The organism is Solibacillus sp. FSL W7-1324 (genome assembly GCF_038008025.1).
In the GTDB taxonomy this organism is placed as follows: Bacteria; Bacillota; Bacilli; order Bacillales_A; family Planococcaceae; genus Solibacillus.
This window is the reverse complement of the sequence record NZ_JBBOYH010000001.1, coordinates 143,218-169,120: the sequence shown is the minus strand read 5'-3', so window position 1 is coordinate 169,120 and position 25,903 is coordinate 143,218. Positions and strand designations below refer to the sequence as shown.

Genomic DNA, 25,903 nt, shown 5'->3' with positions numbered 1-25,903 from the left:
AAAAGGAACGATCCTGCTCCGACATATTGTCATAAAGCAAAACCGTTCTATAAATAAATAGCCAACCATCCATATTTTACCCTAGCTAAAAACTATCTAATCTTTAATAGGGTTTCTATACTTAGTTAATATTCACTAAAATACCATTTTATTCATAACTATAGATACTTTTTTTAAAAAACAGTAAATAATCTATCTCTATTTGTTTTTCCTATATTTCTGCACATTTTGCTTATTTTCGCACTATAATTTTCAGAGTATTTAAAATATAATAGAGTATAGAGAATTAGATAATAAGGGGACTCTTTTTCTTATATTTATATTTTTTTGAAGGTGGTAGCATATATTGCTCTTTCGGAGCTTTCGTTTGTATTAGTTCTACATTCTACTTTCAAAAGCAACTGTTCAACACATAAGGGGGATGGGTATGACGATTTTAAATGGGTTAAAGATTTTGGATTTTTCTTCTCTATTGCCTGGACCGCTTGCGTCAATGATGTTTGCGGATCTCGGAGCAGATGTGATTCATGTGGAGTCAGAACGCCGTGTTGATTTAATGCGGATTATGCCTCCCTATGATGAGGACAAGGAATCCTACTTCCATCAGCATTTAAACCGTTCAAAAAAATCTTTGCAGCTCAATTTAAAGTCTGCGGAGAGCATCGAAATTATTAAAAAGCTTATCCAAGATTACGACATTATCATTGAAGGATTCCGTCCGGGTGTAATGAAGCGCCTCGGAATCGACTATGAAACATTGCGTGAATATAACCCGCGCCTAATTTACTGCGCAATTACCGGCTATGGACAAACCGGACCATATGCAACACGACCAGGTCATGATAATAACTACTTATCGATTGGCGGGGTGTTGAATCATTCCCGTTTGAAAGATAAAAAACCTGTTGCAATGGGAATTCAAATTGCGGATATTGCCGGCGGGACAATGCATGCCGCTATCGGAATTTTAGCGGCTGCTCTACACCGTGAAAAAACTGGCGAAGGGAAATTTATCGATGTCTCGATGACCGATGCGATGTTTTCGATGAATGCTTTATATGGCACGCAATATCTAGGAAGCGGTCGACCACCACAGCCGGAAGAGGAAATTTTAAATGGTGGAACATTTTATGATTACTATCGTACGAAAGACGGTCGTTACTTTTCTGTCGGCAGCCTGGAGCCTCAGTTCCGCAAACTGCTATGTGAAGCGCTTGGCATTCCCGAACTAATCGACAGCACATTCAATGACTCCTACTATACACAGCAACGATTTAAAGAAGCAGTTACCGATGCATTTTGTTCGAAGACATTCGATCAATGGCTTGAAATTTTCAATGAAGATTTCCATGGATGTGTGGAACCGGTTCTTACATTTGACGAAGCTTGTGAACACCCGCAAATTAAAGCGCGGAATATGCTTGTAGATGTTCAGAAACCGGATGGATCCTCACAACGCCAAATTGGAACAGCCTTGAAAATAAGCGGTGTTGAACCGACTTACAAACATGTAGGTGCAAAAATAGGTGAACATACCGAGGAAATTTTAACCGCTTACGGCTATAGTAAAGAGCAAATCGAGCAACTGACAAAAGCCGGTGTATTACAGTAAAATAAAGAGGTGAGGCAATGGATGCCTCACCTCTTTATTGTTAACATATCACTACGCGGCGCTCAATAAACTGGCGCAAATACTGGAAATGATGCGGGATGAGCAAATATTTTTTATAGACCGCTAACAGTTTCTCCACTAGCACATCTTCTTCAGCCCAAAACAGTATTTTCAACAAATTGCAAATATGCTGTGATGTCATTTCAGCTATACGATAATAATCGCTGTTTTTATTCAAATAATGTTGCTGCCAGATAATGATCGATTCGCGAATGTTTTGTGGCGAACCATCAACAAATAGAGCAATATCACGTTGAACAGTTGCCTCAATCATATGCAGAATCGTTTCCGTTTCTTCTGCATGAAGGAGCTGGAATATGGCTGCACATGATGCAAGCTCATAATTTTTCAGCAGCTCTATCCCAAGCTCAAACTGTTCTTCTTTTACAACACTATTAATCAGTTCATAAAAGACATGCTCCAAGTAGTTTTTCCGGTAATCTTTCACAAGTGTATCAGGCTGCGGGTTCATGCTGCTCAACACATCCGCATATTCAACAACAAGTTCAATCGCATGATTGTTTATCCGTTCTTCCTCAATTAAATACATTCCTTGCAGTAAAATACTCCGGTAATCCCTTTTATAAACCGCTTCTTGAAACAACATATAGCCAAGCAGTGTTTGCTCTTTCGTATTTAATGCAAACGTTCCGGTTGACCAGTTTTCCAGTAATGCCTGAATACATTTTCGGAGCTTCAGCATATGGCGTCGCCCGCTCGTAAAATGCGTGCGGACATTTAACAGATGCAATTGCTTTACTTCATCCGATTTCGGATTTTCATCATCTATCTTCTGTACGAGCTTATGAATAATTGTTGCAATGCGATTTGCTGTCAGCTGACCGGCAAGCAATGCTTTAAAATGCCGCATTAATTCAACTGGTCTCGTCATATTCATTAAAGGTACTTGTAAAAACAGTGAATAAATCTTTTTCGCACCGATTATTTGCCAAAACTTTTCATCTGCACAATAAATCGGTTGAACAAAAAAATGATTGTTCACTTCATATACATAAATTTTCTTTAATTCTGTTTCTATATGAGTTACAGGGACCGGCTTTGAAAAAATATATTCAATTAGCTGATCAAATGCCACTTCACCATGGTTATGTAAAAATGAAAATAGCACTTTTCTGTTTTCGGACTCGGCAAAAAACTGTTCCATTTTTTCATTCAAAGAATTCGTCTCTTGCACTGAATCACTATTAAATAAGTCTAATCTGCCCCAATAGGTTTTAATTAACTGAAAGCAAAACTTCTCTGCACGCTCCTGTTCCAGCAAAAAATCACTGCTCTGTATAGGTGCGCCCCAAATCGCAGTCTGTTTTACAAATTGAAATTTATCTTCCAAAGCCTGCTCTAGCTTTTTCCCTGTTTGTCCGTTCGTCTGTTGAAAGAGCTGCTCATCAAATGAAAGCAACAACAAAGATCCCTCCATATTTTCCACCTTATTTCTATACAAAAATATACCAAAAAATAAATGTGGATGTAACATATTTAATTTATTTACTTTCCTTCAGTTTGATTCCACAAAAAAAGCATATCGTTTCATTTGCAGCATTTCGTATGATAGATTGCTTAAAACATACGTACTAACAATTGAAATCGATATGCATCATGGCTATTCGTTATGCAAAATAGAGGTCACGATAATTTTTGATGGTTTGGCTTGCACGGGTTTGCTTTTAGTTGCATGATCATAAAAAACAAAAAGCATCTTTCCGTCCATATCTTTCTGATCTACACGCTTTCCCGCCAAATCCACTATTTCTGTTTTTTCACTAATATGGAGTTTAAGTTTCAACTGATCACAGTAAAACACCCGGTCAAATGCACCGACACATACTTCACCTTCTTTATCATACTGGTCAAAAATAATGAGTAATGGTGTTGTATGAGGCGGAGAAATCATCGGCAACGGATTTCTGGAATCAATAAAGGCAATGATTTTCGCCTTGACCGGAATGGCAGATGCCCCAATCTGGTGCCCGTCCTTTGTCATTAAAGGCGTTTTTGATGTAATTTGGAATATGACTTTCTTATTGCCGTCTTTTTCACTAATTGCTTCAATAATACCAATACCGGACTGAACGCTAATCGAGATGACAAGAGCTTCTATCTTCTTGATCAATGGCTGCATTGCTTCATCCCCTCTACTTTTCTAGTAATTTCCTATTTCCCGAAAAATAAAGAACAAAAACTTATCTAATTAATTATAGCCGTAGTGCAACTAATAATGGAACCGTGGCATTCAGGCATATTGGTGCTTAATTGTTTTAAACAGTCTTGCTTTTTTCAAAAGTGATTTTGGCATTTGAACGGTAGCCGTCACAACACCCGGATGTCTGCCAATTTCAATACCACCTGTAATTGTTGCACGGTTTCTTACTTCTTCCACTGTCAGTTCAAATAACTTTGCCGCACGCTCCAGTGCATTTTCTGTAGCCGCATTTAAGTTAACCCCTGTTCCTACAATTGACAACGGGAAGCTCTCTTCTACCTGCTTTACACCAAACTCTTCAGCCAGCTCTCGTGCTATGCGTCTTTCTTCTTTCGTAAATGGTTTTGCGGTATAAGGTAAATCTTCAACATTCGGCAGCAAGATAGGACCATCCAAGTTTACTTTTTTCAGTACACTTACCTGCAGCTGTACAATACCCGATACATCAGTCGTATGTCCTGCAATTTCACCATCGCCCTGCATTGCATGCATATCCCCTACATATACACCGCCACCAGGAACCTTTACAGGACAAATGACAACAGCCCCTTCACGCACGCGGTTAATATCCATATGCCCATCTGTACGGTGGATATTCAGCTCATCTTCAGTCATTGTAAATTCATGCGGTGCCCCGATTAAAAACGTTCCGAAGTCACCAGCATTATGAGAATCCGGCATTGCTTTTGACGGTGTTGTCCCAAGCTGACCAACAAACGGACGCATTCTTGCAAGTACCCCGATCAGGTCACTCGGCGCAAATGAAGTAATCGGATTTTGAACTGAATTTTCCGGAGTTCGCATAAAATTTTTGCTGTCTTGGGCAATCCGGCGCGCAGCTTCTTTTCCGACCGTCAATCCGACATTCCCTTTCGAATTGAATGCCATTGTATAGCCGTTGGAAATTTTAAAAGGGGTTGTATCCGTTCCGCAAGTCATACATTTTACAGACTCCTGACCGATTCCTTGTACAATTGTCGGCGGATGGAGTTTCCCGCAGCCCGGGCATTTCACCTTAACGAAAGGATCTCCGATAAATCGCTCATTTTGCGCTTCGTCTGTTCCCGAAGAAGTCGCAATCGATGTAACTTGAATCGACTTAATTTGGATGACGATCGCGTCTCCGACTTCCGCTCCTTCTACATATACGGGCTTCGTTACTTCGTGTCCTCCGCGTATCGCCGGTGTAATCATTGGGCCCCAACAACCAGGAGCTGTATTGGCAATGATTGTACCCCCATCTTTTAAAGGCCCTAACATAGGTGCATTCGGATTTAAAACACCATCTGTAAATTCATTGACGAATAGTGTTTCAGCAGCCTGAATGACCGGTTTACCCTGGTAGACCGACTCTCCTGTTACGTGTCCATTCACTGATGTTAGTTCATTTACCATCGGAATCCCTCTTTCTCTTCAATTTTAAGTAAATTCAGAAAATTTGAAAGCTATCTTCATTATACAATTTTTCACACTATACGTTGAATTTGACTCCTTATAAAAGCAAAACTTTTATCTATCTTATATAATGTGAGCAACTAGTAGATTATGCAGAAGGAAATCGTGAAGGAGGAATCTTTTATGGATCAAAAGAAAACGGAAATCCTTTGGCGTGAAGAAAAGTACAATGTAATGTTTTATAGCCAAAATCACTACAATGCAATTCGTCAGGCGATGAAAAATAAGGCTTCTTATGAAGAAATTTCAGCGCTGATCGAACAGGCATTAAGCTTATCTCCAACAGCAGGCAGCATGCGCAATGCTTGCCAACATATGTGGGGGTATTTCAAGAAAGTTGCAACCGAGGAAGAGAAAAAACAGTATGAACAATTGATCCAAACAACAGATTTCAATGAGCTATTAGCCTTTATAAGAAGATTGGCAGAGAAATACGAGGTGACGTATTTACTGGAAAGCCGGGTATTGAATCGTTGAAAAAGAAAGCGAGCTCTAGGAGGGAAAATCCCCTTAAAACTTGTTTAAGGGGATTAACATTTAACTTTTAATATTTATAAGACTGGCCGCCATCGATTGGGATAACGGCTGCGTTGATGAAGTCCGCTTCGTTCGATAGCAGGAATGCCACTAGATAACCGACTTCTTCCGGCTTACCGAAACGTCTCATCGGATTCGGCTTAACAAACTCCTTGCCGACTTCCTCCCAGTTATCCCCACCTATTTGGCGCAGTGAGCCTTCTACCATTGGCGTCATAATCGCACCCGGTGCTATTGCTTTAATCGAAATTCCATATTGCCCGTATTCAATCGCCGAGTTACGTGTTAACCCGACAACGCCATGTTTACTAGCCGCATAGCCTGACTGATTTCCGACGCCACGGATCCCGCCGACAGATGCTGTGTTGACAATCGAGCCGTATCCTTGCTCCTTCATCACTTTCAGCACATATTTCATACCATAGAATACACCGTTCAAATTGACGGAGATAACTTTATGGAATTCATCAATACCGTAATCTCCAGTTAAGTTTTGCTTCCCTTCAATTCCCGCATTGTTAAAGAAACCATCAATTTTGCCGAATTTTTCAACCGTTTGATTCACAAAATTTTCAACTTCACTTTCCGTAGCTACGTTTGCTGTTACTGACAATGTTTCAGCATTAGGAGCGACTTCCAGCACTTTTTTCTTCGTTTCATCCAGGCCTGCCTGATTCAAATCTACGAGTACAAGCTTTGCGCCTTCCTTTGCAAGCTGTAATGTGGCAGCTTGTCCTAATCCCGATCCTGCACCAGTAACAATTATAACTTTTCCTTCAAAACGATTCATGAGTTGTCCTCCTTTGTAATGAAAAGCTCACCATCAGCATACAGTATTTTCTGTTTGATTAACATTTATAGCTCCTAAAAAATTTATTATTTTGAAAATTTATAAACTATTCTAAAATAACAATTGTTATATAGATTCTACTATTACAAAAAGGCATGGTCCCGAGATGAATTCGGACCCATGCCTATAAATTTCTTTATCCTTATCAGAAAAGCTCAAACAGTAATGCTGTACGTCTATTGAATTCATCCAAATTGATAGCAGCATCTATCGCTTCACGAAATTTCCGCTCTTGTTCTGCGTATTTCGCCGCAAAATGTTTTGCATCGGTCATCGTTGCTTTGTATTTTTCTGTGATTGCTTCTATATTCTTTAGCTCTACTTCTGTCGGATGACAATGCTGGGCAATATCGAAAATCTCGTCACCAGGACGATTTTCATCCGGAAAATATACATGCGGTTCCGTGCTGTCAAAAATACAGAATTTCAGTTCCGGGATAATGACCATATCGATCGAATTGGAATCCAGTCCGCACCAAACGAGTTGTACATCAAACCCCCTACTTATCGCTTCGTTCGCCAATTTCTTCATCATCGAAGACTTCCCTGTTCCCGGGTATCCTTTAATAAACAATCTCTTTTCAAGATTTTGTGTAATACTCTGTACAGTGTCCCGAGCTCCTGTTGGCGTTAATGTTCCAAGCAGACGGTGTGTAAGCTGTCCGGATTGCTCCCGATTTGTTTCACCGAATAGATTGTGCGACAACTCAGCAAACTGCTGGTTCAATCCGCTCCATTCCATCTGTTTTCTCGTTTCCACTTCCCAGTCATCATGAATATGAATAGCATTTGAAAGCTTCGCAAAACACTGGTCATAATAAGCTTGTTTCGATTCATTCACTGAAGGAAGATTTCCATTCAATGAAATATGTTGTTCATCCACACAGTCATAAAGGGAAATGACATGATCCCGTAACCCTGGTAGTACCGGTTCTATTGACGGGTTTGTCGCTTGAACAATTAAAATGTGATGAGGGGCTTGAATATAAACAGCTTCGACCGTATTTTCAAATAATGGATCATGAAAAAGCTCAATATGTGCACCTTTTTCAAAGTAATGTGCCCCGATTTTCTGCAGTAACTCCGAAACTTTGAACCCATGCGCACCTTTTAATAAATACACAGCTTTCGCTTCATTCATTAACTCTTTATAAATGTTTTTAATCCCTTGCCCTGTCATTGCCTGGCCGAAGAAATGTTTAATTGTCGTGCTAATAATGTCATCCTTCCATAACCTTGTTAACTTTATTTTTATGTTAACCGGTTAAAAAAGTTGCCATATGCGTTTTTTGTTCATTACATTTTCTAGCTATGCCTTGGAAGATCCGAAAAACAGTTTACGGACTTGGATAATAACTAACGGCACTAACGATAATCCGTAAATCATTAAATATTGGCTATTCGTCAAATTGGCTACCTCGAATAATCCATTGATCAGTACAAAATTCAGTATTGTAAACCCGAGTAAAAAGGCAATCCAAACCGCCAAATTTGAGAAAATCCCTATTTTTAAAATAGATTCTTCCGAACGGCAATTGAATCCATGCAGCAATCTTGATAAACATAATGTCGCAAACGCCATTGTCGTGGCAACTGCTGTATCACCCGTCGATAAGCCTACCTGGAAGGCAATAACTGTGACTGCCGCAATGATTAGCCCTTCAAATCCTACCTGGGTTACGAATTTTTTATTTAACAGTGACTCATTCATATGCCGCGGTTTTTCCTTCATCAGTTTCTTGTTATGCGGTTCCAAACCAATTGCAATCGCTGGCAGGCTATCTGTCAATAAGTTGATAAACAGCAAATGGATCGGCAAAAACGGAGCCGGTAATGCAAAAAGGGTCGCATATAAAACAACGAAAATGGCCCCTGCATTTCCGGATAACAGGAATTTAATCGCGTTTTTAATATTGGCGTAAATGCTTCGCCCATTCGAAATCGATTTGACAATCGTTAAAAAATTATCGTCTGTTAAAATCATCGCTGACGCATCTTTGGCTACTTCCGTTCCTGTTTTCCCCATTGCTACACCAATTTCAGCCTGCTTTAATGCTGGAGCGTCATTTACCCCGTCTCCTGTCATCGCGACAACATGTCCTTTTTCTTGCCATGCCTTTACAATCCGGATTTTGTGTTCCGGTGATACACGGGCATAGACAGATAAATTTTCCACCTTATTTTTCAGTTCGCGGTCCGAGAGCTTTTCAATTTCCTTGCCTTCAATTGCTTCATCAGGGTTTTTTAAGATGCCCAGCTGTTTTGCGATTGCGATTGCCGTAATTTTATGGTCCCCTGTAATCATGACAGGTTTAATCCCCGCTTCAATACAGTCTGCAACTGCCTGTGCCGATTCATCGCGCGGAGGATCCATCATTGCAATCAAACCGATAAATGTTAGGCCCTGCTCGTCCTTTTCACTTATATTAGAAGAAAATACTTCTTTATACGTAACGGCAATTACCCGTAATCCGGCATTCGAAAATGCAGTATTCGCTTGATTAATCTGTTCTATCTGCTTGCTTGTTATAATCGAACTGCTGCTTGACTCAATACGGCTGATACGAGGAATAAGCTCGTCCACTGCTCCCTTTGTGATCATGACATTGCGGTTGCCCATTCTGTGAACGGTACTCATTAATTTTCTAGTGGAATCGAAAGGAATTTCTCCAACACGCGGATGAAGCCCACGTATCAATTGCTCGCTCAGTTCATACTCATGTCCTAATTTAACGAGTGCAAGTTCTGTCGGATCCCCGATCGTTTTATCCCTTAACATCATGGAATCGTTACACAGGATTGCGAAATCGATCAGCTTCTTATGATTCGGATTGCTTAGCTCGAGCTCGTTAGAAGAGAAAAACTGCTCCCCTGTATAAACTTCCTGAACAGTCATATTGTTTTGTGTCAGCGTTCCGGTTTTATCAGTACAAATAATCGATACACTTCCCAAACTTTCTACTGCAGGCAACTTACGGATAATTGCATTTTCCTTTGCCATATTTTGAGTTCCTACTGCCAGAACAATCGTTACAATTGAACTTAATGCTTCAGGAATTGCCGCCACAGCCAAAGAAACTGCAAACATAAAGGAGTCAATCAGCTCACGCCCCCGAATAATATCCAAAGCGAAAATTACGATACAAATCAGGATAATTCCGATGGCAAGACGCTTTCCGAATTTATCAAGGTTGACTTGCAAAGGGGTTTTTTTCTCTTTCGCATTATCGATCAGCTTTGCAATTTTTCCGATTTCCGTATTCATCCCGATTGAAGTAACTGCCACTGCCCCACGACCATTTGTCACAAAGCTTCCGGAGTACACCATGTTTTTTCTGTCTCCTAGTGCAAGCTCTGTTTCAATAATCGGATTGGCTACTTTATCGACCGCCAAAGATTCGCCTGTTAATGAACTTTCATTTATCTGCAAACTATGACTTTCCACTACTCGTCCATCCGCACTAATAGAATCGCCTGCTTCCAAAATGAGCAAGTCCCCGACTATTACATTTCTAGATGGTATTTCAATAATTTCTCCGTTACGTTTAACTTTTGAAACAGGGGCCGCCAGTTCCTTTAAACTGTTCAATGATTTTTCGGCCCGGACATGTTGAACCGTTCCGAGAAGGGCGTTCAATATAATGACAATTAAAATGACTACGGAACTGTCCGTATCTCCAAGGAAGATTGAAACAATAGCCGCAATAATTAAAATCAGCACCAAAAAATCCTGGAACTGCTCGAAGAAAACTTGAAAGATATTTTTCTGCTTACCTTCTTTTAATTCGTTATAGCCATACTTTTTCAAACGGCCCCGGACTTCGTAATCAGATAATCCATACTGCGTCACATCTAACTTTTTCATTACCTCTTGTACAGATGCTTGGTAAAATTCTGTCACCTTCATTTAAAACCTCCTTTAAGTCATTTGATTGGTGCAAATAACTATTTTGAGCAATCCCATTTAAAATAGAAGAACTCTCCCAAAACACTGTATGATAGTTTTAATATGAAAATGAAAACTTCCCAATAAAAATCTGTGGAAACTTAGTTTTGTATAAAAAAGTGTGGAACAAAACGAAAAGCAGCAATTTTCCATTTAAGAAAATTGCTGCTTTTCTGCATTCGGGAGTATTGATTTTCATTTCAGGACGCTTTACTTCCAAACTTTTAAAAAGCTATTTAAATGAGTCCCTTCTAGCTTTGGCTGCTTTTCTTTCTCTAATTTGTTCTTCCATTTGGGCAATGGCTGTTCTGCGACGTGCATTTTTCTCTTCAATATTTTCCAGTTCTTCAGGAAGCGCAAATTCTTTACTAATTTCAGCTTCATGTATATTTTCTTTTGTATTGTTAATCATTTTCCCTAAACTTATCGCATTTTCCGATCCTTTATTAAAAACTTCATGTCTGTCGTTTTTCATCATGATTCCTCCTTTTCGATGATAAATTTAGTTTGTTTTGCATCCCTTTATTTATTCCAAAATAATTTTTCTTTATTTCGTCACAGATGTCATATTTTTGTTATACAACTACAACAAAAAAATTTAAAAAGCATCAAAAATACCTCCGAACCCTTGTTACGAAAGGTTTTGTCGTAAATTTTGCTATTTTACATGTTATTTACATATTCATTAAAATGACGTATTACTAATAATTATGCGCTATAGTATGGATAAGTTCAAAACAAGTAGTGAGCCTTCATCATGATTCCACCTTTGCAGAAAGACATAGCTGCTAGCATGAATGAACGCAGAACTATACATAATTAATTTGAACATATTTGACTAACACCTCTTTGCCGATTACGTCACAGCGTAATTGTATCCAAACGTTGGATATCCACCTGAGGTTTTAACTTCATTTAGCGAGTGTTTATAACACACACTTTAAACACATATAAACACTTCCTCCAGCCATCTTGCAACCTTTCATAAAGGTGGGAAGATGCTACTAAAAGAAGTTAGACACCAAAAAGCTCCAGCTATTTCCCAATAGTAGCTGGAGCTTTTGACGTTTTATTCTTTTTTCCCATATCGTTTTGGCGCCTGCATTATCGCATCCCATACGCCGCTAAATGGCGGTGCATACGCTAAATCCAAGTCCAGCAATTCCTCGAAGGTCATTTCATTGTATAGCGCTGTCGCAAATACATCAATCCGTTTATCAACACCATGTTTTCCTACTATTTGAAGACCAACAAGCTTACGGCTCTGCTGTTCGACAAGCATTCGAAGCTTCATCGGCCGGACATTCGGATAGTAGCTTGCAATATCATTTACTTCCATTTCATACACTTCTACAAGTGCATTTAAACGATCTGCCGCTTCGTTATTTAATCCTGTCATGCCGATATGCAGATCGAAAAACTTCAGAATGGATGTCCCGACAATGCCCTTGAACTTCTGATTAAAGCCGGCAATATTCAATCCGGCTACTCGCCCTTGTTTATTTGCAGTCGTACCAAGCGGTAAATAATCATTCTTTTGGTTTACACGGTTAAAATGAGATGCACAGTCTCCTGCTGCATATACATTAGCAATCGAAGTCTCCATTTTTTCATTGACGATAAGGGCTCCATTTTCCAGCTTGGCAAATCCTTGTGCAAACTGTGTATTTGGGCGTACTCCTGTCGCGACGATGACGAGGTCTGTTTTATGTACCCCACTGCTCGTCCGAACTGCCTCTACAAATTCAGTTCCTTCGTAGCCTATCGTATCTTCGTTCAGTAAAACTTCCACACCATTTTTGACTGCTTCTTCATATATAATATCAGTCAACTGCGAATCCAAAATCGACATTAATGTGCTTCCTCGTTGAATAAGACGTACATCCAGACCACGCTCCCGGACTGTTTCAACAACCTCCAGACCAATATAGCCTCCGCCGATGACCGTAACATGCTTCACGTTTGGCAACTGTTCCATCAGTTCATTCATTTGCGGAATTGTTTTTACTGTATGAATCCCTTTTAAATGATTATTTTCGATTTTCGGCATTGTTGGCGATGCTCCTGTTGCGATGAGCAATTTATCATATATAAATTCAAAAGGTTCGTTGCTGTTTACATCAATACCGCTCACTTTTTGCAGTTTTGTATCAACTGCCGTCACCTCATGGAAAATTCGTGCGTCAATTCCGTATTTCGAGCGGAATTCCTCAACATCCCTTGCAATCAATTCTTCTGTATTAGTGACTTTTCCGTTAATTACGTATGGCAATCCGCATTGGCCGTAAGAATAAACCTCTCCTTTTTCCAAAACGACAATGTGCGCAGCTTTATTATTTCGCACAATTTCCATCGCTGCACTCATTCCTGCCGCGTCGCCGCCTATAATTACAACTTTCATATTTGATCCACTCCTCAATACACTTTTCTCTCTCTTATAAAATGCTACCAAAAATTATTTCTATTAATAGCTTATCATTTCTTATTGTTTCGTAATCCTATGTATTCCCAAAATATGTTACACTAACTATCAGAAAAATCCTACATTTCATCTTAAAGGAGCCATTTAAATGACTAAAAAAACGACGATCGGCATTATCGGTACTGGTGTTGTCGGTGAACGTATTATTAACCAGGCACTGCAAAATGAACATTATGAAATTGCGGCAATTTTTGATACGAATGAAGCACGTACAGCACAACTGGCCGCCAAATATAATGTACCCACTACGAATGATTTACAAGCGCTATTGAATTTAAAACCGGACTGGGTGTATATTGGTACACCGCCTGTCAGCCATGCAACACTTGCTGCAGAAATCGCAAAGCACAAATTACATATTTTATCGGAAAAACCGCTTGCCCATGATGCAGCGGACGGTGAAACGATGGTACGCATTGCAAATGAAGCTAATGTAAAAACAGCGATGCATTTTCCATTAATGTACGGTGCAGCAGTCCATCAGCTAAAACAAGAGCTGACAAAAGATTTGGGTGACATTACACGTATTGAGCTGCATACATATTTCCCTGAATGGCCGCGAAAATGGCAGCAAAACCCTTGGATTGCATCACGTGAACAAGGTGGCTTTATTCGGGAGATTTTCCCGCATTATTTGCAATTAACGCACCATTTATTCGGTGATATTGAAATTTTGGCGCATGAAACGGCTTATCCCGCAGATGAGGCACTTTGTGAAGTTGGGGTAACTGCTTTAGCGAAAACAGCAAATGGTATTCCAATGGTCATTAACGGTCTTGCAGGCATCGGCCAGGAAGAGCGCATCGATTTTAAAATTTTCGGCACCGGAAAGGTGGTAACGTTACGAAACTGGTCTGAAGTTTATACAAGTAAAGCATATGAGCCGGAAGTGGCAATTACTCCTACTGAAACTCCTGAAACAATGCTCGATGCATGCCGAAAAGTCCTTTTAGGCGAGAAAGCATTTGTCGTACCATTCGAGGAAGGTCTAAAAGTGCAACGCTGGATTGATGAATTGTTGAAGTAATACGATTTCGAAGCTGTTTGGAAAGCGAATTCTCCTTTCCAAACAGTTTTTTATTTCGGATTCTGAAATATTTAAATTGTAAAATACCCCCTTCTATACTAAAATAGTCGTAATATTCGTTTTATTGAGTCATTAAAAACAAAGGGGGATTTTTTGTGGATCATTTACATTATCCATTTCCAAGTAAGCGTAATACGGTCATCGCCAATCGCGGAATGGTCGCAACATCCCAGCCGCTCGCAGCACAGGCTGGTCTGGACATTTTAAAAAAAGGCGGCAACGCAGTCGATGCTGCCATCGCAACAGCAGCAGCACTTACTGTCGTTGAGCCTACATCAAATGGAATCGGCGGGGACGCTTTTGCTCTTGTCTGGATGAAGGATGAACTTTACGGGCTAAACGCTTCGGGTCCTTCTGCCAAGTCGATTTCCAAAGAAGCATTAACAAAGCGAGGATTAGATCAAACTCCGATGCATGGAGTAATTCCGGTTACTGTTCCTGGCGCACCATCGGCATGGGCAGCTCTTTCTAAACGATTCGGGAAATTGCCTTTAAATGAAGTATTGGCCCCTGCCATTTCCTACGCAGAAGAAGGCTATCCGATTTCCGTAACACTTGGACAATACTGGCAATCGGCCTATAAAAAATATAAAAAGAACTTCACAACTGAAGAATTCCAGCATTGGTTTGAAACGTTTTCAATCGATGGACGGATGCCGGAAATTGGCGAAGTATGGAGTTCCCCAGCACATGGGGATACATTGCGCAAAATTGCCAAAACAAATGGCGAGGCTTTCTATAAAGGCGAGATTGCAGATAAAATCGATGCCTTTATGAAAAAACATAACGGCTTTATTTCAAAGGAAGATTTGGAAAGCTACGAGCCAGAGTGGGTGAACCCGATTAAAGTGCATTACAAAGGCTATGATGTATGGGAAATCCCGCCGAATGGCCAAGGCATCGTCGCACAGATGGCACTGAATATTTATCAGCATGCGGAGCCAAAGTGGCAGGATGCAGAAAATCTACATAATCAGATCGAAGCGATGAAGCTTGCCTATACGGACGGCAAAGCATTTGTCACAGAATCAAATGAAATGCCGGTAAATGTCGAAACACTATTATCTAAATCTTATGGAGAGTCACGCTTTGCGGAAATCAGCGATACAGCACTTGATCCGAAACCGTTCGACATTCCAAAAGGCGGTACGGTGTATTTAGCAACAGCTGATGCAGATGGCAATATGGTGTCGTATATTCAGAGTAACTATATGGGCTTCGGTTCAGGTATTGTTATTCCGAAAACGGGTATAGCACTTCAAAACCGTGGCTATGACTTCTCGCTGGACGAGACACACCCGAACTTCTTAAAGCCAGGAAAACGTACATACCATACAATTATTCCAGGGTTCTTGACGAAGGATAATGAAGCAGTTGGCCCATTTGGTGTAATGGGTGGCTATATGCAGCCTCAAGGTCATTTCCAGGTCATTACGTCCACAATTGATTTTGCACTTAATCCGCAAGCAGCACTTGATATGCCGAGATGGCAATGGATCGGGGAAAAACGCGTTGAAGTCGAACCCCACTTCCCTAGTTATTTAGTGCAGGCATTGCAGCGGAAAGGTCATGACATTCATGTTGCAGTCGACGGCGGCAGTTTCGGACGCGGCCAGATTATTTGGCGTGACCAGCAGACAGGCGTGTTGTACGGCGGAACAGAACCACGTACAGATGGCGCAATTGCCGCTTGGTAAAATAACTTATAACAACAAAACAGGAGTATCCCGTTGAAGTAAATTTGCGGGATACTCCTTTTATAATTTTATTTTTTGAACATTATAAGTTATGATTAGACTGGGAAAAATCAGTGTCAACACGAGGTTGCGCCCTGACGCACCTATAACTATCTTTACTTTACCCGTACAATTCATCAATACTGAAAACAAGGAAGGGGATGACTCACATGATTTTTAGTGAACGATTAAAAAAAGAACGAGAAAAAAGAGGTTGGTCACAAGCCGAGCTTGCCGAGAAAATTCATGTTAGTCGCCAATCCGTTTCTAAATGGGAAACCGGAAAAAACTATCCGAGTATTGAAGTAATCATTGATTTGAGTGATTTATTCGGCATCACAATCGATGAAATGTTGAGGAGTGACGGAGAATTGAAAGAAAAAGTAATTCGAGATAGTAAGAAATTAGCGTATCCAAAATGGAAAGCATTCTTCGATAGCGTGTTTTTATTAGGGGTATTCTTATTGGTCGTAAAACTGATTATAATAGGCTTAAATTATTTTGCTGGTATGGATATTATCATTCCCGAAGGATTGCCAAAAGTCCTTTCAAACTTCTTGCCATTAGCCTTAATGGTAATCGGCGGGATCGGTGCAGACCAGCTGAAAACGAAATATATTGATTAAAAAAAGGTAGCGAATTTGCTACCTTTTTTTGTTGATTATTCAGCTTCTGTTTCACTTGAAACAGCAAATAATTCCTCTTTGCAAAACGCTAAAATCATTGCTTCTTCTTCTTCTTCCAATGCAAAATCCAAAAACTCATTATTGGCTTTATCAATAATAAAATAGTTCACGATGCGTACGTTGTCATCTATTACTCCAACGATTACACGAATTTCTAGTCCTGCAGCGGAATACAGTTCATCTTCCTCATCCACTTCAACATCTAATAAAAACTCATAACGCTTACCTTCAATAATCTTCGTCGGATCTAAAATTTCTTCTATTGAAAATTGCGTAATATTCATATTCATGCTCCTTCCGGGAAATGCTTCTATTTTATCATAAACGAAAATTGCCGCGCGTCAAATAACAATCATTCATTTACACCGTGACAGCAACGTTTTCATATGACAAACTAGAAATTAAGGAGTGATGGACTTTGAAAAATCTATTTTATTACGAAGATGCAATGATGAAGGAATTTACGGCACAGGTTGTGAAAACAGGTAAAGATGAAACGGGAAATTTCATTGTACTGAACAATACGGCATTTTATCCTACTGGTGGCGGGCAACCCCATGATACAGGCTGGATTAATGAACTGGAAATTATTGATGTTGAGAAAATTGATGAGGAAATTCGTCATTATACGGCAGCCGATGTGTCGAATATTTCCGGGGAAATATCCGGGAAATTACATTGGTCGCGTCGATTCGACCATATGCAACAACATGCGGGACAGCATATTTTAACGGCAGCCTTTGTGGAATTATTCGATATGGCGACAGTAAGCTTCCACTTAGGAACAGAGCTTGTCACAATCGATTTAAATGTTGGTGAAGTATCTGAAAATCAGTTGGCGGCAGTGGAAAAACGTGCTAATGAAATCATTTTGGAAAACCGTCCGATTGAAACAAAATGGGTGACAAAAGAGGAATTAGCGCAATATAACTTACGAAAAGATGTAAAAGTCGACGAAGATATCCGGTTAGTCATTATCCCTGACTATGACTACAACGGCTGTGGCGGTACACATCCTACTTCTACCGGACAAGTAGGCTTGTTGAAGATTTTAGCTACGGAGAAAATGAAGAAGCAGATTCGTATACATTTCGTTTGCGGTAATCGCGTATTACAGCAGCTGGCTATGCGTAAACAGGTTTTAAGCGATGTTGCCCGCCAATTGAGCGCACCGGAAGAAGAAGCAGCTGATGCGTTGCGTAAATTCGCGAAAACGGCCAAGCAAACAGAGAAAAGTTTAACGGAAGCGCAAGACGCCCTTCTTGAATTTGAAGCAAAAGAGTTAGCAAACGAAGCAGTTGCTGCAGCGACATTCGAAAACCGCTCAATTCAAAGTCTGCAGAAGCTGGCGCGTTTTATCACTCAGCAAAATGGTGAAGCAATTGCACTGCTCGTTGCCGATAATGAAGACAAGCTACAATTTGTTGCGGCACGCGGCAGTGAGCAAACGAAATCGATGAAAGATATTTCTGCTGCTGCTTTACCGCTCATTAATGGTAAAGGCGGCGGAAATGATGCACTTGTGCAAGGCGGCGGTGAAAAAACTATTTCAGCAGAAGCGCTGATTGAGGCTATGAAAGAAGCCATTCAATAACCTGTTGCGGGATAAATGAAAAAGAAGCTAATGATGGATTGTACCATTCATTAGCTTCTTCTGTTTAACCTGCACGCAGTCCATTCATACCACGACGGACATTTGTTATATCGGTATAACCGAGCTTCACAAGTTCCTTGCACGCTTTATTACTGCGCGCACCACTTTGACAAATGACGACAATTGGCCGATCTTTCGGCAAATCCCCTAAATACGTTCCTAGAGGACGATTAATAAACTGAGGAATGTGAGCCTCTTTATATTCATTTGGTGTACGGACATCCACAAATACATATTTCTCGTCTTCCAGTAAAGGCTGCAGCTCTTTTGTCGTAATATATTTCACGCCTTTTTTCGGCATAAAACGCACGATCATTGCAATAATTCCCACCATTGCAAGTAGTGTAATAATCCCTTCCATTTGCATACTCCTAAGATCTGTTTTCACTTATTTTACGATACTCTGCACAAGCTTACGAATATTTTGCGCTTTTAGAAAGGGATCCCTACTCTTATGGGATTATATTAGAACTTTTTTGAGTTTATTAGAACAATGGAACACTTTATTTGAACAGTTCACCTGTTTATTAGAAGAACTAAAACCTATTTTAGAACTTCTTGAACATTTATTAGAACTCCCACATTATATTAGAACTTTTTCAAGCTTATTAGAAAACATGCAGCATATATTAGAAAAAAATACTGACTAGCTTTCCTTTTTCAGCTCAACGGCATAAATTTCAGGCAAATTAAAGACCCGGTAAGGAAACAGACTATTCCCCAACCCTCTGTTTACGATCATTTCCGTTTCCTGCTCTTCATAAATTCCCGCAGTATATTTTGGCATGAAACCTTGTGTTGGCGCAAAAAGTCCGCCGATAAATGGCAGACGAATTTGGCCGCCATGTGCATGCCCTGTAAACACTAAATCGATTTCCTTTTCAATATATGTTTCAAACAGCTCAGGACGATGCGACAATAACACTTTAAATGCGTCCGGATCCATATTGTAAAGGGCTTCATCTATCGACTGACCCACTTCTTTTCCCATTAACGGGTCCTCAACACCCGCAATGATAATGTGCTCTCCGTTGCGCTCCAATTGAACCGCATCATTCGGCATTACATGGACACCGAGCTCATTTAAAGCAGTATATATTTCATCTGTTAAATTCAATGCAACTTCGTGGTTACCGAGGACATAGTATACATCCGTAATTTCGACCAACTGGCGGACAGCCTGCAAACTGTTTTCCAGGTCATAGCGGCGACTATCTACTAAGTCACCCGTTAAGAAAATAGCATCCGGTTTGGTAGCCCGTACTTTTTTTACTAACCGTGACTGATTTTCCCCGAATGTCGCATCATGCAGATCGGTCACTTGAGTAATCCGGTATCCATCAAAACTCGCCGGAATTTTCTCTGATTCATGTACATAATCAGTCGTTACAAGCCAATTATTATTTATATATAAAAATAGATAGACAACACCTATAAAAATGATTAATTTCAATAACTTTTTCAATTTATTCGCTCAATTCATTGTGAGTTTTAAGCAGCTACTAATACCACCCATCTTTATCAATAATATTGAACTGTTTCGGAACATTCAAGTGTAAAATCCGTTTACCAATTAATTCGTTGAGTGGATGATTATAGCTTTCATACTCCGAAGAGCTTAATAGTTCCATAGACAAACGCATTGATTTTGCCATAACTTTCGTTTCGGTCTCCTCAATGTATAGCTTATTTTCATTCCACCAAATCTTTGGAGCTGTAACATACGGCGAAATATAAACACGATTCAAGTATAGCGATGTCTCATAATAAGAAACCTCTATTTTATTGTCATTTGAATCGGTCCAGGAAATAAAGACCGGTAAGTGATGGCCCGTTTGTTTGCGAATAACCTCAATGTTTTCTGCCGTTGCTTCAAATGTTTTGGTGAATTTCAGATGCTCTTCCTTCAGACTTTCAAACTGACGATTTTTTAAATCCTTCTCCAGCTGTTCAGTTTCCTCCAGTTGCTGCTGTAAAACTTTATCTGAAGCAATCTTTTCCACATTGCCCGATACCAACAGCAAATAGACAAGTGCCAATATTCCACAACTAAAGTAAATTACAGTAAACCAAAGTGTTCTTTTCGGCTTCCAAATTTGCACCTTTGAAACTAACACGTTTGTAACTATCATAGCTATACCTACTATTATAAGAAGTATCAAAATGCCACTCATGTGCGTGTCACCTCTCTTTTCTGGCGAATCAACGCAATCAGAAGCCAAATAACGATGACATAAACAGTACTTCGTCCGATAATCTGCATCGCTCCATCACCAAAAACAAATTGCCATATATCATACGTATATTGCCGAATTAATAAGAAGATACCGGCAGCGAGTACGATAAAAGCGATCTTTGAGAAATCAAACATGGCGTGCAAAAAATAGCCGATCGATGCGGCAAGTAATGTACAAACAATAAAACCGATAATAGCAGTAAATGAAATAGTGGAGTCGTAATATATATTCTGTTCTCCCGTACTCAACAGATTAATAAAAACTGAAATAATTAAAGTGCTAATTGCAGCCGCAAGTGTAAAAATGCATAAAACGATAAGGAATATTCCTGTTGAAGCAACTTCTGTTAAATTTGTCGTGACAATCGAATAATTTTGCCGGGTAAGCTGCTTTGAAGCAAGCATCCACCCTAAAATCAGCATGAGTATAATCGTATAAATAAAAAATCCGTCCAATGAATAAAAGCGCTCTTCATAATTTACAAAACTGGTTCCTGTTCCTAATGAACCGCTCATACCACCTGAAAGTAATCCCATAAAAATATATACAATCAGCACCGTACTGAACAGCGAGCTGTACGCCTTACATTTCCATTTTACCTGCTCATAAATATTACGCATTGGACTTACTGTTACGATAGATGTCATCAACGGAACCCCCTTTCGATGTCGTCAACGCTTTGCATACATCACTAGTCGATAAACTTTGCATCCTTACGCCATCAGGTAATGGCAATTCACTGTTTTTCACAATCGCTTCATAAATTGGACCGTTTTCATATGTCGCAAGTACTTCATATTCTTTTAGTGCCGGCTCCACATTCTCCTTTTGCCCTACCAACTTGACCGCTAGCTGCTGCACCTCTTCGACTGGAGCGAATAACTCGACTTGCCCTTCATGCAACAGCAAAATGTCTTCGATTAAATGCTCCATTTCATTTAAATAATGACTGGAAATAATCATTATGCGCGGATATGCCATGAAGTCCTTTAAAATAACGCGATACATATCATCACGGATTGTCTCATCCATGCCATTCATCGGCTCATCCAGCAATGTAATCGCACAGCGGCTGGCAATACCGTAAATCAAATTGAATACTGCTTTTTGACCTTTGGATAAGTGATGGTGGTGATTTTTTTCGGATATCCTGCTAAACTTCAGTAGTTCAAATGCTAATTCTGTTGCAAAGTTTTTATAAAACTTTGCCCCCGATTCAAGAATTTCCTGTAAGTTCATCACTGACGGAAAAGTCATCGCATCCTCGATAAAAATGGTATTCGCAGACACCGTTAAATTTTGAAATGGTCTTTTTCCAACGACTTCAATGTTTCCATTTGATGTTTTTACATGCCCTGCCAATATTTTCAGCAATGTCGACTTGCCGACACCATTTCGTCCAATGAGCCCAATAATCTTCGGTTCTGTAATTTCAAAAGATACCTGTGTCAATATCGTCTTTCTGCCGTACCGCTTTTCCACTTGTTCGCAAACAATCATTTATTCACCCCTCCTTTTGAATATGCTTGATCAGCTCAATCAAATCTTCATCCATTACCCCTAAACGTTTTGCTTCTTCTACAATTTCCTTTGCCATCTTCGTCAATGTATCACTTCGTCTCGTTGTTAAAATCCGATGTTTTGCATCCCCCATCACGAACATACCAAGCCCTCTCTTTTTATATAAAATTTCTTTTTCTACTAAAATCGTCAGACCTTTCCCTGCGGTTGCCGGATTAATATTAAAAATTTCAGCAAGCTGATACTGGGAATAAACTTTTCCTTCCGGAAGCAACCGGTCTGCCAATATCTCATTTTCGATCCATTCCGCTACTTGCATATAAATTGGAATTGTACTCTGTGTGTTAAAAATCAAAGAGATCCTCCTTTCTAAGTTATCCAGTACATTAGTGTTGTAATGTACTATATAAAAAATAAGCTTATTTGTCAATAAATCAAGAAATATTATCCACATATACTATTTATCCACAAAGTTATACACATTAACGTCGATTATCCACAATTTAATCACCATTTTTCAACAGGTTAAATTATATTTATCCACAAAAAATATTTTGAAATTCTATTTTAGAACAAGATTTCAAAAAAATATTCAAATATATTTTCATTTGTTCTAGAAACCGTCACATTTTTCTTAGTAAAGTCTATTTATTTTTATACGAAATAGGAATATTTTTAATTTCTTATATCCATGATCTGTTAAAAATAAAAAACAGTCCTCCGTTATTCGATAAATTTGTTACATTATCTACAAGTTATCCACATCGTTCTATTTGTTATCCACTAAAAAAAAGCATTTTAAAAGCGATATGTTATCACTTCTAAAATGCTTTTCAAATTCATTATTTAATTTCCTTCAATGTGGCTTCCACTTCTTCTTTTACTTGTAAATTCTCTTCGCCGAATAGAATTTCATTCAATGCATCGTCCCCAGAACCTTCCGCCAGTGGTACGCGCGAACGATATGCTGCGCGACATACTAAATGCCCGGAAACAGGTGCCGTAATAAATACGAAGATAATTCCTAAAATGAGACGAATGCTCACATAGCCATCATGGATCCAAAAGTAAATGAACCCGCCGAACAAGCAAAGCAATACAGAAAGTGTCGCACTCTTCGTAGCTGCATGTGAGCGTGTATACACATCCGGTAAACGTATCATGCCGAATGCGCTAATGACACTCACAATTGCACCGAACAAGATAAGAAGTGCCGCCATTAATTCAATCAGCTGATTTACGTTCAACAATGACACCTCTTTCTATATATTTCGAGAATGCAATCGTTCCGATAAATGCTAAAATCCCCAGTATTAAAATGGCTTCCAGAAATGCCTTTGTTTTTAAAACAATCGACACGATGGCGATGGCAGAAATTAAATTAACACCAATCGTATCAAGAGCGATTGCGCGGTCAGGCAGTGACGGCCCTTTTATTACACGAAATAGGGAAAGTCCGATTGCCACCATAAATAGAACAAGTGCCGCCTTTAGAATTAAATCGATCATTGTGTCACCTCCAAAATGGCACGTTCAAACTTGCCGATTGAACGGAGTACCGTTTCTTTCGATTCTTCTATATCCATCGCGTGAATATAAAACGTACTGCTATCTTCTGAGACTTCCATTACAACTGAACCCGGTGTCAACGTTAACAACAGGGCCAATGTTGTCACTTGATAGTCCCCTCTTAATTTTGTTTCATAAGTAAAAATACCCGGTGTAAAATTCATCTGTGGATCCAGCACTTGTTTTAATACAGAAATACTTGATGAAAGCAGCTCTCGAATAAATATTAGGATGAGCTTAATAATCTTTAATACACGACGCAAGTAAAACTGTGTTCCGAAAAATCGATGCATAGCATATAAAATCAATGTTCCGACTAAAAAGCCTGACATAAATGTCGTAAAGTCTGCAGTTGGATCATCCTTCAGCAAAAACCAAAGCGCCGCAATAAATAAATTAATAATAAATTGACCTAGCATGTGCTCACCCTCCTTTATTTATTCGTATTTAAAACCGCATCAATGTATACGGAAGGATTTGATAATGTGTAGGCAGCATCATTCACATAAACCGCCAGACCTTCTGCGCCAACCCCTAAAGCAACAATACAGATCGTCAATAGCACAAATGATACCATCGCCCCGCGTGGCATCCGAATTTTGTCCTCTTCATTAATCGATGTTTCTCCAAAAAATGAAGCAAGGAAAATACGCATTAATGAATAGAGCACGATGATACTCGAACCGAATGCCAGTGCCAATAAAATATAGGACTCTGTTTCAACAGCACCCTGGCCGATCAATACTTTTCCGATAAATCCGCTTAATGGAGGAATTCCGACAAGTGCACATAACATAATGAAGAACAGCCAGCCGAATACCGGATAAATTCGAATTAAACCATTCATATTTTTCACGACAATTTCCCCTGTTAAAAGCACCATTGTTCCGATAAGTAAAAACAGCAATGCCTTACCGAGCATGTCGTGGATTAAGTAATATACCGCGCCTGCCATTGCAGATTCAGTTCCGATTGCAAGTGCCGTCAATATAAAGCCAACACTGATGATAACGTTATACGTAGCAATTGTCCGTACATCGCGTCCGGCAAATGCGCCCATACATCCTGCTATAATTGTCAGTCCTGCCATCACGCCGATCGCTGTATGCGTAACTTCCGGCTGTAATGGAAACATAAGCGTGAACGTACGGAATAATGCATAAATACCGACTTTTGTTAGTAGCGCAGCAAATAATGCCTGTACCGCTGTTGGAGGCACACTGTATGAACCAGGCAGCCAAAAGAACAGCAGCAAGCCTCCCTTTAAAGCAAATACAATGAGGAAAACTAGTGCTACAACCGTCAGTAACGGATCTTGGCCGGCTTCTGCAACGCGCTGTGCAATATGTGCCATATTTAATGTCTTTAACGTTCCGTACATGAATGCGAGGGCCACAAGGAAAATCCATGAAGCGACTACATTAATGAGTACATACTTGATCGACTCGCGCAGCTGTATCTTTCCACCGCCCAAAGCAACAAGTACATAAGACGCCAGGAGCATTACTTCAAAACAAACGAATAAGTTGAAAATATCGCCTGTTAAAAACGAACCGTTTACACCTGCAAGTAGAAACAGGACGAACGGATAAAAATACATTTTTTCATGACGCTCGCCAATTGTAGAAAAGGCATAAATTAAACAGACTGCTGTAACAATGCTTGCCGTTAAAACAAGAAGTACCGAAAATGAATCGGCAACAAATAAGATACCGAACGGCGGTGCCCAACCACTAAAGTCTATACGCATAATACCTTCTGTTTGAATAAGCTGTAACAGGACAACGGATGTCGCTATTACAAAAATCATTGTTACTAAACTTACAACTCGCTGAAGTTTAATATTATTATTTAAAAATACTAATAATGCGGCCGTGATAATCGGCACAATCATTGGTAAAACAATTATATTATTCATCTGATGACCCTCCAAGTTCCTCTAGATCATCGGTTCCGTTCATTAAATACATACGATAGGCCAGGACGAGTAAAAAGGCGGTAACAGCAAAGCTGATAACGATTGCTGTTAAGATCAATGCTTGTGGCAAAGCGTCGGTATATGGTGCGGCCGCTTGACCTAATAACGGCACACTCCCCTTCTTTAATCCGCCGACCGTCAATAACAATAGGTGAACGGCATGAGATAAAATGGCGGTGCCGACAATCACGCGTATGACACTACGAGAGAGGACTAAATATGTAGCGACTGCGACTAGAATGCCGACAAGTACAATCATTAATGATTCCATA

At 39.7% G+C, this 25,903-nt stretch carries 26 protein-coding genes; 6 read left to right on the top strand and 20 right to left on the bottom strand.

Annotated elements, in window-relative coordinates:
- The first annotated feature begins 427 nt into the window (after positions 1–427).
- Positions 428–1,612, top strand: coding sequence for a CaiB/BaiF CoA transferase family protein (locus MKY71_RS00840; protein WP_340731251.1), 1,185 nt, complete (start codon positions 428–430; stop codon positions 1,610–1,612).
- Positions 1,613–1,652: 40 nt separating this feature from the next.
- On the opposite strand, the gene MKY71_RS00835 is transcribed toward MKY71_RS00840, so the two are convergent.
- The 3 genes from MKY71_RS00835 to MKY71_RS00825 form a co-directional block, all read right to left on the bottom strand.
- A complete protein-coding gene (locus MKY71_RS00835; RefSeq protein WP_340731250.1) occupies positions 1,653–3,110 on the bottom strand; it encodes a Fe-S-cluster redox enzyme in 1,458 nt (485 codons plus the stop codon).
- Between the two features lie 183 nt (positions 3,111–3,293).
- Entirely contained in the window at positions 3,294–3,812 is a 519-nt protein-coding gene (locus tag MKY71_RS00830) for a hypothetical protein (protein WP_339196898.1), read from the bottom strand.
- A 111-nt stretch (positions 3,813–3,923) separates the two neighbouring features.
- Positions 3,924–5,219: an acetamidase/formamidase family protein gene (locus MKY71_RS00825; RefSeq protein WP_340733592.1), complete on the bottom strand. Its 1,296-nt coding sequence runs from the start codon at positions 5,217–5,219 to the stop codon at positions 3,924–3,926.
- Positions 5,220–5,453: 234 nt separating this feature from the next.
- Here MKY71_RS00825 and MKY71_RS00820 point away from each other — a divergent pair, with 234 nt between their 5' ends.
- Positions 5,454–5,825 carry a YbgA family protein gene (locus MKY71_RS00820; RefSeq protein ID WP_340731249.1) on the top strand — a complete coding sequence of 124 codons (372 nt, stop codon included), beginning with the start codon at positions 5,454–5,456 and terminating at the stop codon, positions 5,823–5,825.
- A 67-nt stretch (positions 5,826–5,892) separates the two neighbouring features.
- Here the strand turns inward: MKY71_RS00820 and MKY71_RS00815 are convergent, their stop codons facing one another.
- From MKY71_RS00815 to MKY71_RS00795, 5 genes are all read right to left on the bottom strand, one after another.
- On the bottom strand, positions 5,893–6,675 hold the full coding sequence (locus MKY71_RS00815) for an SDR family oxidoreductase (RefSeq protein WP_340731248.1): 783 nt from the start codon (positions 6,673–6,675) through the stop codon (positions 5,893–5,895).
- 205 nt (positions 6,676–6,880) lie between these two features.
- The gene (locus tag MKY71_RS00810) at positions 6,881–7,876 is read right to left on the bottom strand and encodes a nucleotide kinase (protein ID WP_340731247.1); all 996 of its coding nucleotides are present in this window, start codon (positions 7,874–7,876) and stop codon (positions 6,881–6,883) included.
- Between the two features lie 168 nt (positions 7,877–8,044).
- The gene (locus MKY71_RS00805) at positions 8,045–10,642 is read right to left on the bottom strand and encodes a cation-translocating P-type ATPase (RefSeq protein WP_340731246.1); all 2,598 of its coding nucleotides are present in this window, start codon (positions 10,640–10,642) and stop codon (positions 8,045–8,047) included.
- A gap of 271 nt (positions 10,643–10,913) precedes the next feature.
- Entirely contained in the window at positions 10,914–11,156 is a 243-nt protein-coding gene (locus MKY71_RS00800; RefSeq protein WP_339174745.1) for a spore protein Tlp, read from the bottom strand.
- A 594-nt stretch (positions 11,157–11,750) separates the two neighbouring features.
- Positions 11,751–13,082 carry an FAD-dependent oxidoreductase gene (locus MKY71_RS00795; protein WP_339174744.1) on the bottom strand — a complete coding sequence of 444 codons (1,332 nt, stop codon included), beginning with the start codon at positions 13,080–13,082 and terminating at the stop codon, positions 11,751–11,753.
- A 169-nt stretch (positions 13,083–13,251) separates the two neighbouring features.
- On the opposite strand from MKY71_RS00795, the gene MKY71_RS00790 reads away from it, so the two are divergent.
- The 3 genes from MKY71_RS00790 (at position 13,252) to MKY71_RS00780 (ending at position 16,612) form a co-directional block, all read left to right on the top strand.
- Positions 13,252–14,190: a Gfo/Idh/MocA family protein gene (locus MKY71_RS00790; RefSeq protein WP_340731245.1), complete on the top strand. Its 939-nt coding sequence runs from the start codon at positions 13,252–13,254 to the stop codon at positions 14,188–14,190.
- Positions 14,191–14,345: 155 nt separating this feature from the next.
- A complete protein-coding gene (locus MKY71_RS00785; RefSeq protein WP_340731244.1) occupies positions 14,346–15,947 on the top strand; it encodes a gamma-glutamyltransferase family protein in 1,602 nt (533 codons plus the stop codon).
- A gap of 209 nt (positions 15,948–16,156) precedes the next feature.
- Positions 16,157–16,612, top strand: a complete 456-nt coding sequence (locus tag MKY71_RS00780; RefSeq protein WP_340731243.1) for a helix-turn-helix domain-containing protein — start codon at positions 16,157–16,159, stop codon at positions 16,610–16,612.
- A gap of 35 nt (positions 16,613–16,647) precedes the next feature.
- Here MKY71_RS00780 and MKY71_RS00775 read toward each other — a convergent pair whose 3' ends face one another.
- Positions 16,648–16,956: a DUF6509 family protein gene (locus tag MKY71_RS00775; RefSeq protein ID WP_340731242.1), complete on the bottom strand. Its 309-nt coding sequence runs from the start codon at positions 16,954–16,956 to the stop codon at positions 16,648–16,650.
- Between the two features lie 134 nt (positions 16,957–17,090).
- On the opposite strand from MKY71_RS00775, the gene MKY71_RS00770 reads away from it, so the two are divergent.
- Positions 17,091–18,266: an alanyl-tRNA editing protein gene (locus MKY71_RS00770; protein WP_340731241.1), complete on the top strand. Its 1,176-nt coding sequence runs from the start codon at positions 17,091–17,093 to the stop codon at positions 18,264–18,266.
- Positions 18,267–18,330: 64 nt separating this feature from the next.
- Here the strand turns inward: MKY71_RS00770 and MKY71_RS00765 are convergent, their stop codons facing one another.
- The 11 genes from MKY71_RS00765 to MKY71_RS00715 all read right to left on the bottom strand — a co-directional run bounded on the left by MKY71_RS00765 (position 18,331) and on the right by MKY71_RS00715 (position 25,902).
- On the bottom strand, positions 18,331–18,687 hold the full coding sequence (locus MKY71_RS00765; RefSeq protein ID WP_340731240.1) for a rhodanese-like domain-containing protein: 357 nt from the start codon (positions 18,685–18,687) through the stop codon (positions 18,331–18,333).
- A 285-nt stretch (positions 18,688–18,972) separates the two neighbouring features.
- Positions 18,973–19,791, bottom strand: a complete 819-nt coding sequence (locus MKY71_RS00760) for a metallophosphoesterase (RefSeq protein WP_340731239.1) — start codon at positions 19,789–19,791, stop codon at positions 18,973–18,975.
- 37 nt (positions 19,792–19,828) lie between these two features.
- Entirely contained in the window at positions 19,829–20,458 is a 630-nt protein-coding gene (locus tag MKY71_RS00755) for a glucose-6-phosphate isomerase (protein ID WP_340731238.1), read from the bottom strand.
- Between the two features lie 38 nt (positions 20,459–20,496).
- Complete coding sequence (locus MKY71_RS00750; RefSeq protein WP_340731237.1) at positions 20,497–21,210, bottom strand: silver transporter; 714 nt, start codon at positions 21,208–21,210, stop codon at positions 20,497–20,499.
- On the bottom strand, positions 21,176–22,063 hold the full coding sequence (locus MKY71_RS00745; RefSeq protein ID WP_340731236.1) for an ABC transporter ATP-binding protein: 888 nt from the start codon (positions 22,061–22,063) through the stop codon (positions 21,176–21,178). Before MKY71_RS00745 ends, MKY71_RS00750 begins: the two co-directional genes overlap by 35 nt.
- 4 nt (positions 22,064–22,067) lie before the next feature.
- Positions 22,068–22,439, bottom strand: a complete 372-nt coding sequence (locus tag MKY71_RS00740) for a GntR family transcriptional regulator (RefSeq protein ID WP_340731235.1) — start codon at positions 22,437–22,439, stop codon at positions 22,068–22,070.
- 487 nt (positions 22,440–22,926) lie between these two features.
- A complete protein-coding gene (locus MKY71_RS00735) occupies positions 22,927–23,331 on the bottom strand; it encodes a Na+/H+ antiporter subunit G (RefSeq protein WP_251691382.1) in 405 nt (134 codons plus the stop codon).
- Positions 23,309–23,593 carry a Na(+)/H(+) antiporter subunit F1 gene (locus MKY71_RS00730; RefSeq protein ID WP_008407457.1) on the bottom strand — a complete coding sequence of 95 codons (285 nt, stop codon included), beginning with the start codon at positions 23,591–23,593 and terminating at the stop codon, positions 23,309–23,311. The genes MKY71_RS00735 and MKY71_RS00730 overlap by 23 nt, the downstream gene beginning before the upstream one ends.
- Positions 23,590–24,072, bottom strand: a complete 483-nt coding sequence (locus tag MKY71_RS00725; protein ID WP_339174728.1) for a Na+/H+ antiporter subunit E — start codon at positions 24,070–24,072, stop codon at positions 23,590–23,592. The genes MKY71_RS00730 and MKY71_RS00725 overlap by 4 nt, the downstream gene beginning before the upstream one ends.
- 14 nt (positions 24,073–24,086) lie before the next feature.
- Positions 24,087–25,571: a Na+/H+ antiporter subunit D gene (locus tag MKY71_RS00720; protein ID WP_339174727.1), complete on the bottom strand. Its 1,485-nt coding sequence runs from the start codon at positions 25,569–25,571 to the stop codon at positions 24,087–24,089.
- Positions 25,564–25,902, bottom strand: coding sequence for a Na(+)/H(+) antiporter subunit C (locus MKY71_RS00715; protein ID WP_340731234.1), 339 nt, complete (start codon positions 25,900–25,902; stop codon positions 25,564–25,566). The genes MKY71_RS00720 and MKY71_RS00715 overlap by 8 nt, the downstream gene beginning before the upstream one ends.
- Position 25,903: the final 1 nt, after the last annotated feature.

Coding starts and splice junctions, on each gene's coding strand:
- MKY71_RS00840 (WP_340731251.1), top strand. CDS start 428: ATGACGATTTTAAATGGGTTAAAGATTTTGGATTTTTCTTCTCTATTG.
- MKY71_RS00835 (WP_340731250.1), bottom strand. CDS start 3,110: ATGGAGGGATCTTTGTTGTTGCTTTCATTTGATGAGCAGCTCTTTCAA.
- MKY71_RS00830 (WP_339196898.1), bottom strand. CDS start 3,812: ATGCAGCCATTGATCAAGAAGATAGAAGCTCTTGTCATCTCGATTAGC.
- MKY71_RS00815 (WP_340731248.1), bottom strand. CDS start 6,675: ATGAATCGTTTTGAAGGAAAAGTTATAATTGTTACTGGTGCAGGATCG.
- MKY71_RS00810 (WP_340731247.1), bottom strand. CDS start 7,876: ATGAATGAAGCGAAAGCTGTGTATTTATTAAAAGGTGCGCATGGGTTC.
- MKY71_RS00805 (WP_340731246.1), bottom strand. CDS start 10,642: ATGAAGGTGACAGAATTTTACCAAGCATCTGTACAAGAGGTAATGAAA.
- MKY71_RS00800 (WP_339174745.1), bottom strand. CDS start 11,156: ATGAAAAACGACAGACATGAAGTTTTTAATAAAGGATCGGAAAATGCG.
- MKY71_RS00795 (WP_339174744.1), bottom strand. CDS start 13,082: ATGAAAGTTGTAATTATAGGCGGCGACGCGGCAGGAATGAGTGCAGCG.
- MKY71_RS00790 (WP_340731245.1), top strand. CDS start 13,252: ATGACTAAAAAAACGACGATCGGCATTATCGGTACTGGTGTTGTCGGT.
- MKY71_RS00780 (WP_340731243.1), top strand. CDS start 16,157: ATGATTTTTAGTGAACGATTAAAAAAAGAACGAGAAAAAAGAGGTTGG.
- MKY71_RS00775 (WP_340731242.1), bottom strand. CDS start 16,956: ATGAATATTACGCAATTTTCAATAGAAGAAATTTTAGATCCGACGAAG.
- MKY71_RS00765 (WP_340731240.1), bottom strand. CDS start 18,687: ATGGAAGGGATTATTACACTACTTGCAATGGTGGGAATTATTGCAATG.
- MKY71_RS00755 (WP_340731238.1), bottom strand. CDS start 20,458: ATGATAGTTACAAACGTGTTAGTTTCAAAGGTGCAAATTTGGAAGCCG.
- MKY71_RS00750 (WP_340731237.1), bottom strand. CDS start 21,210: ATGACATCTATCGTAACAGTAAGTCCAATGCGTAATATTTATGAGCAG.
- MKY71_RS00745 (WP_340731236.1), bottom strand. CDS start 22,063: ATGATTGTTTGCGAACAAGTGGAAAAGCGGTACGGCAGAAAGACGATA.
- MKY71_RS00730 (WP_008407457.1), bottom strand. CDS start 23,593: ATGATCGATTTAATTCTAAAGGCGGCACTTGTTCTATTTATGGTGGCA.
- MKY71_RS00725 (WP_339174728.1), bottom strand. CDS start 24,072: ATGCTAGGTCAATTTATTATTAATTTATTTATTGCGGCGCTTTGGTTT.
- MKY71_RS00720 (WP_339174727.1), bottom strand. CDS start 25,571: ATGAATAATATAATTGTTTTACCAATGATTGTGCCGATTATCACGGCC.
- MKY71_RS00715 (WP_340731234.1), bottom strand. CDS start 25,902: ATGGAATCATTAATGATTGTACTTGTCGGCATTCTAGTCGCAGTCGCT.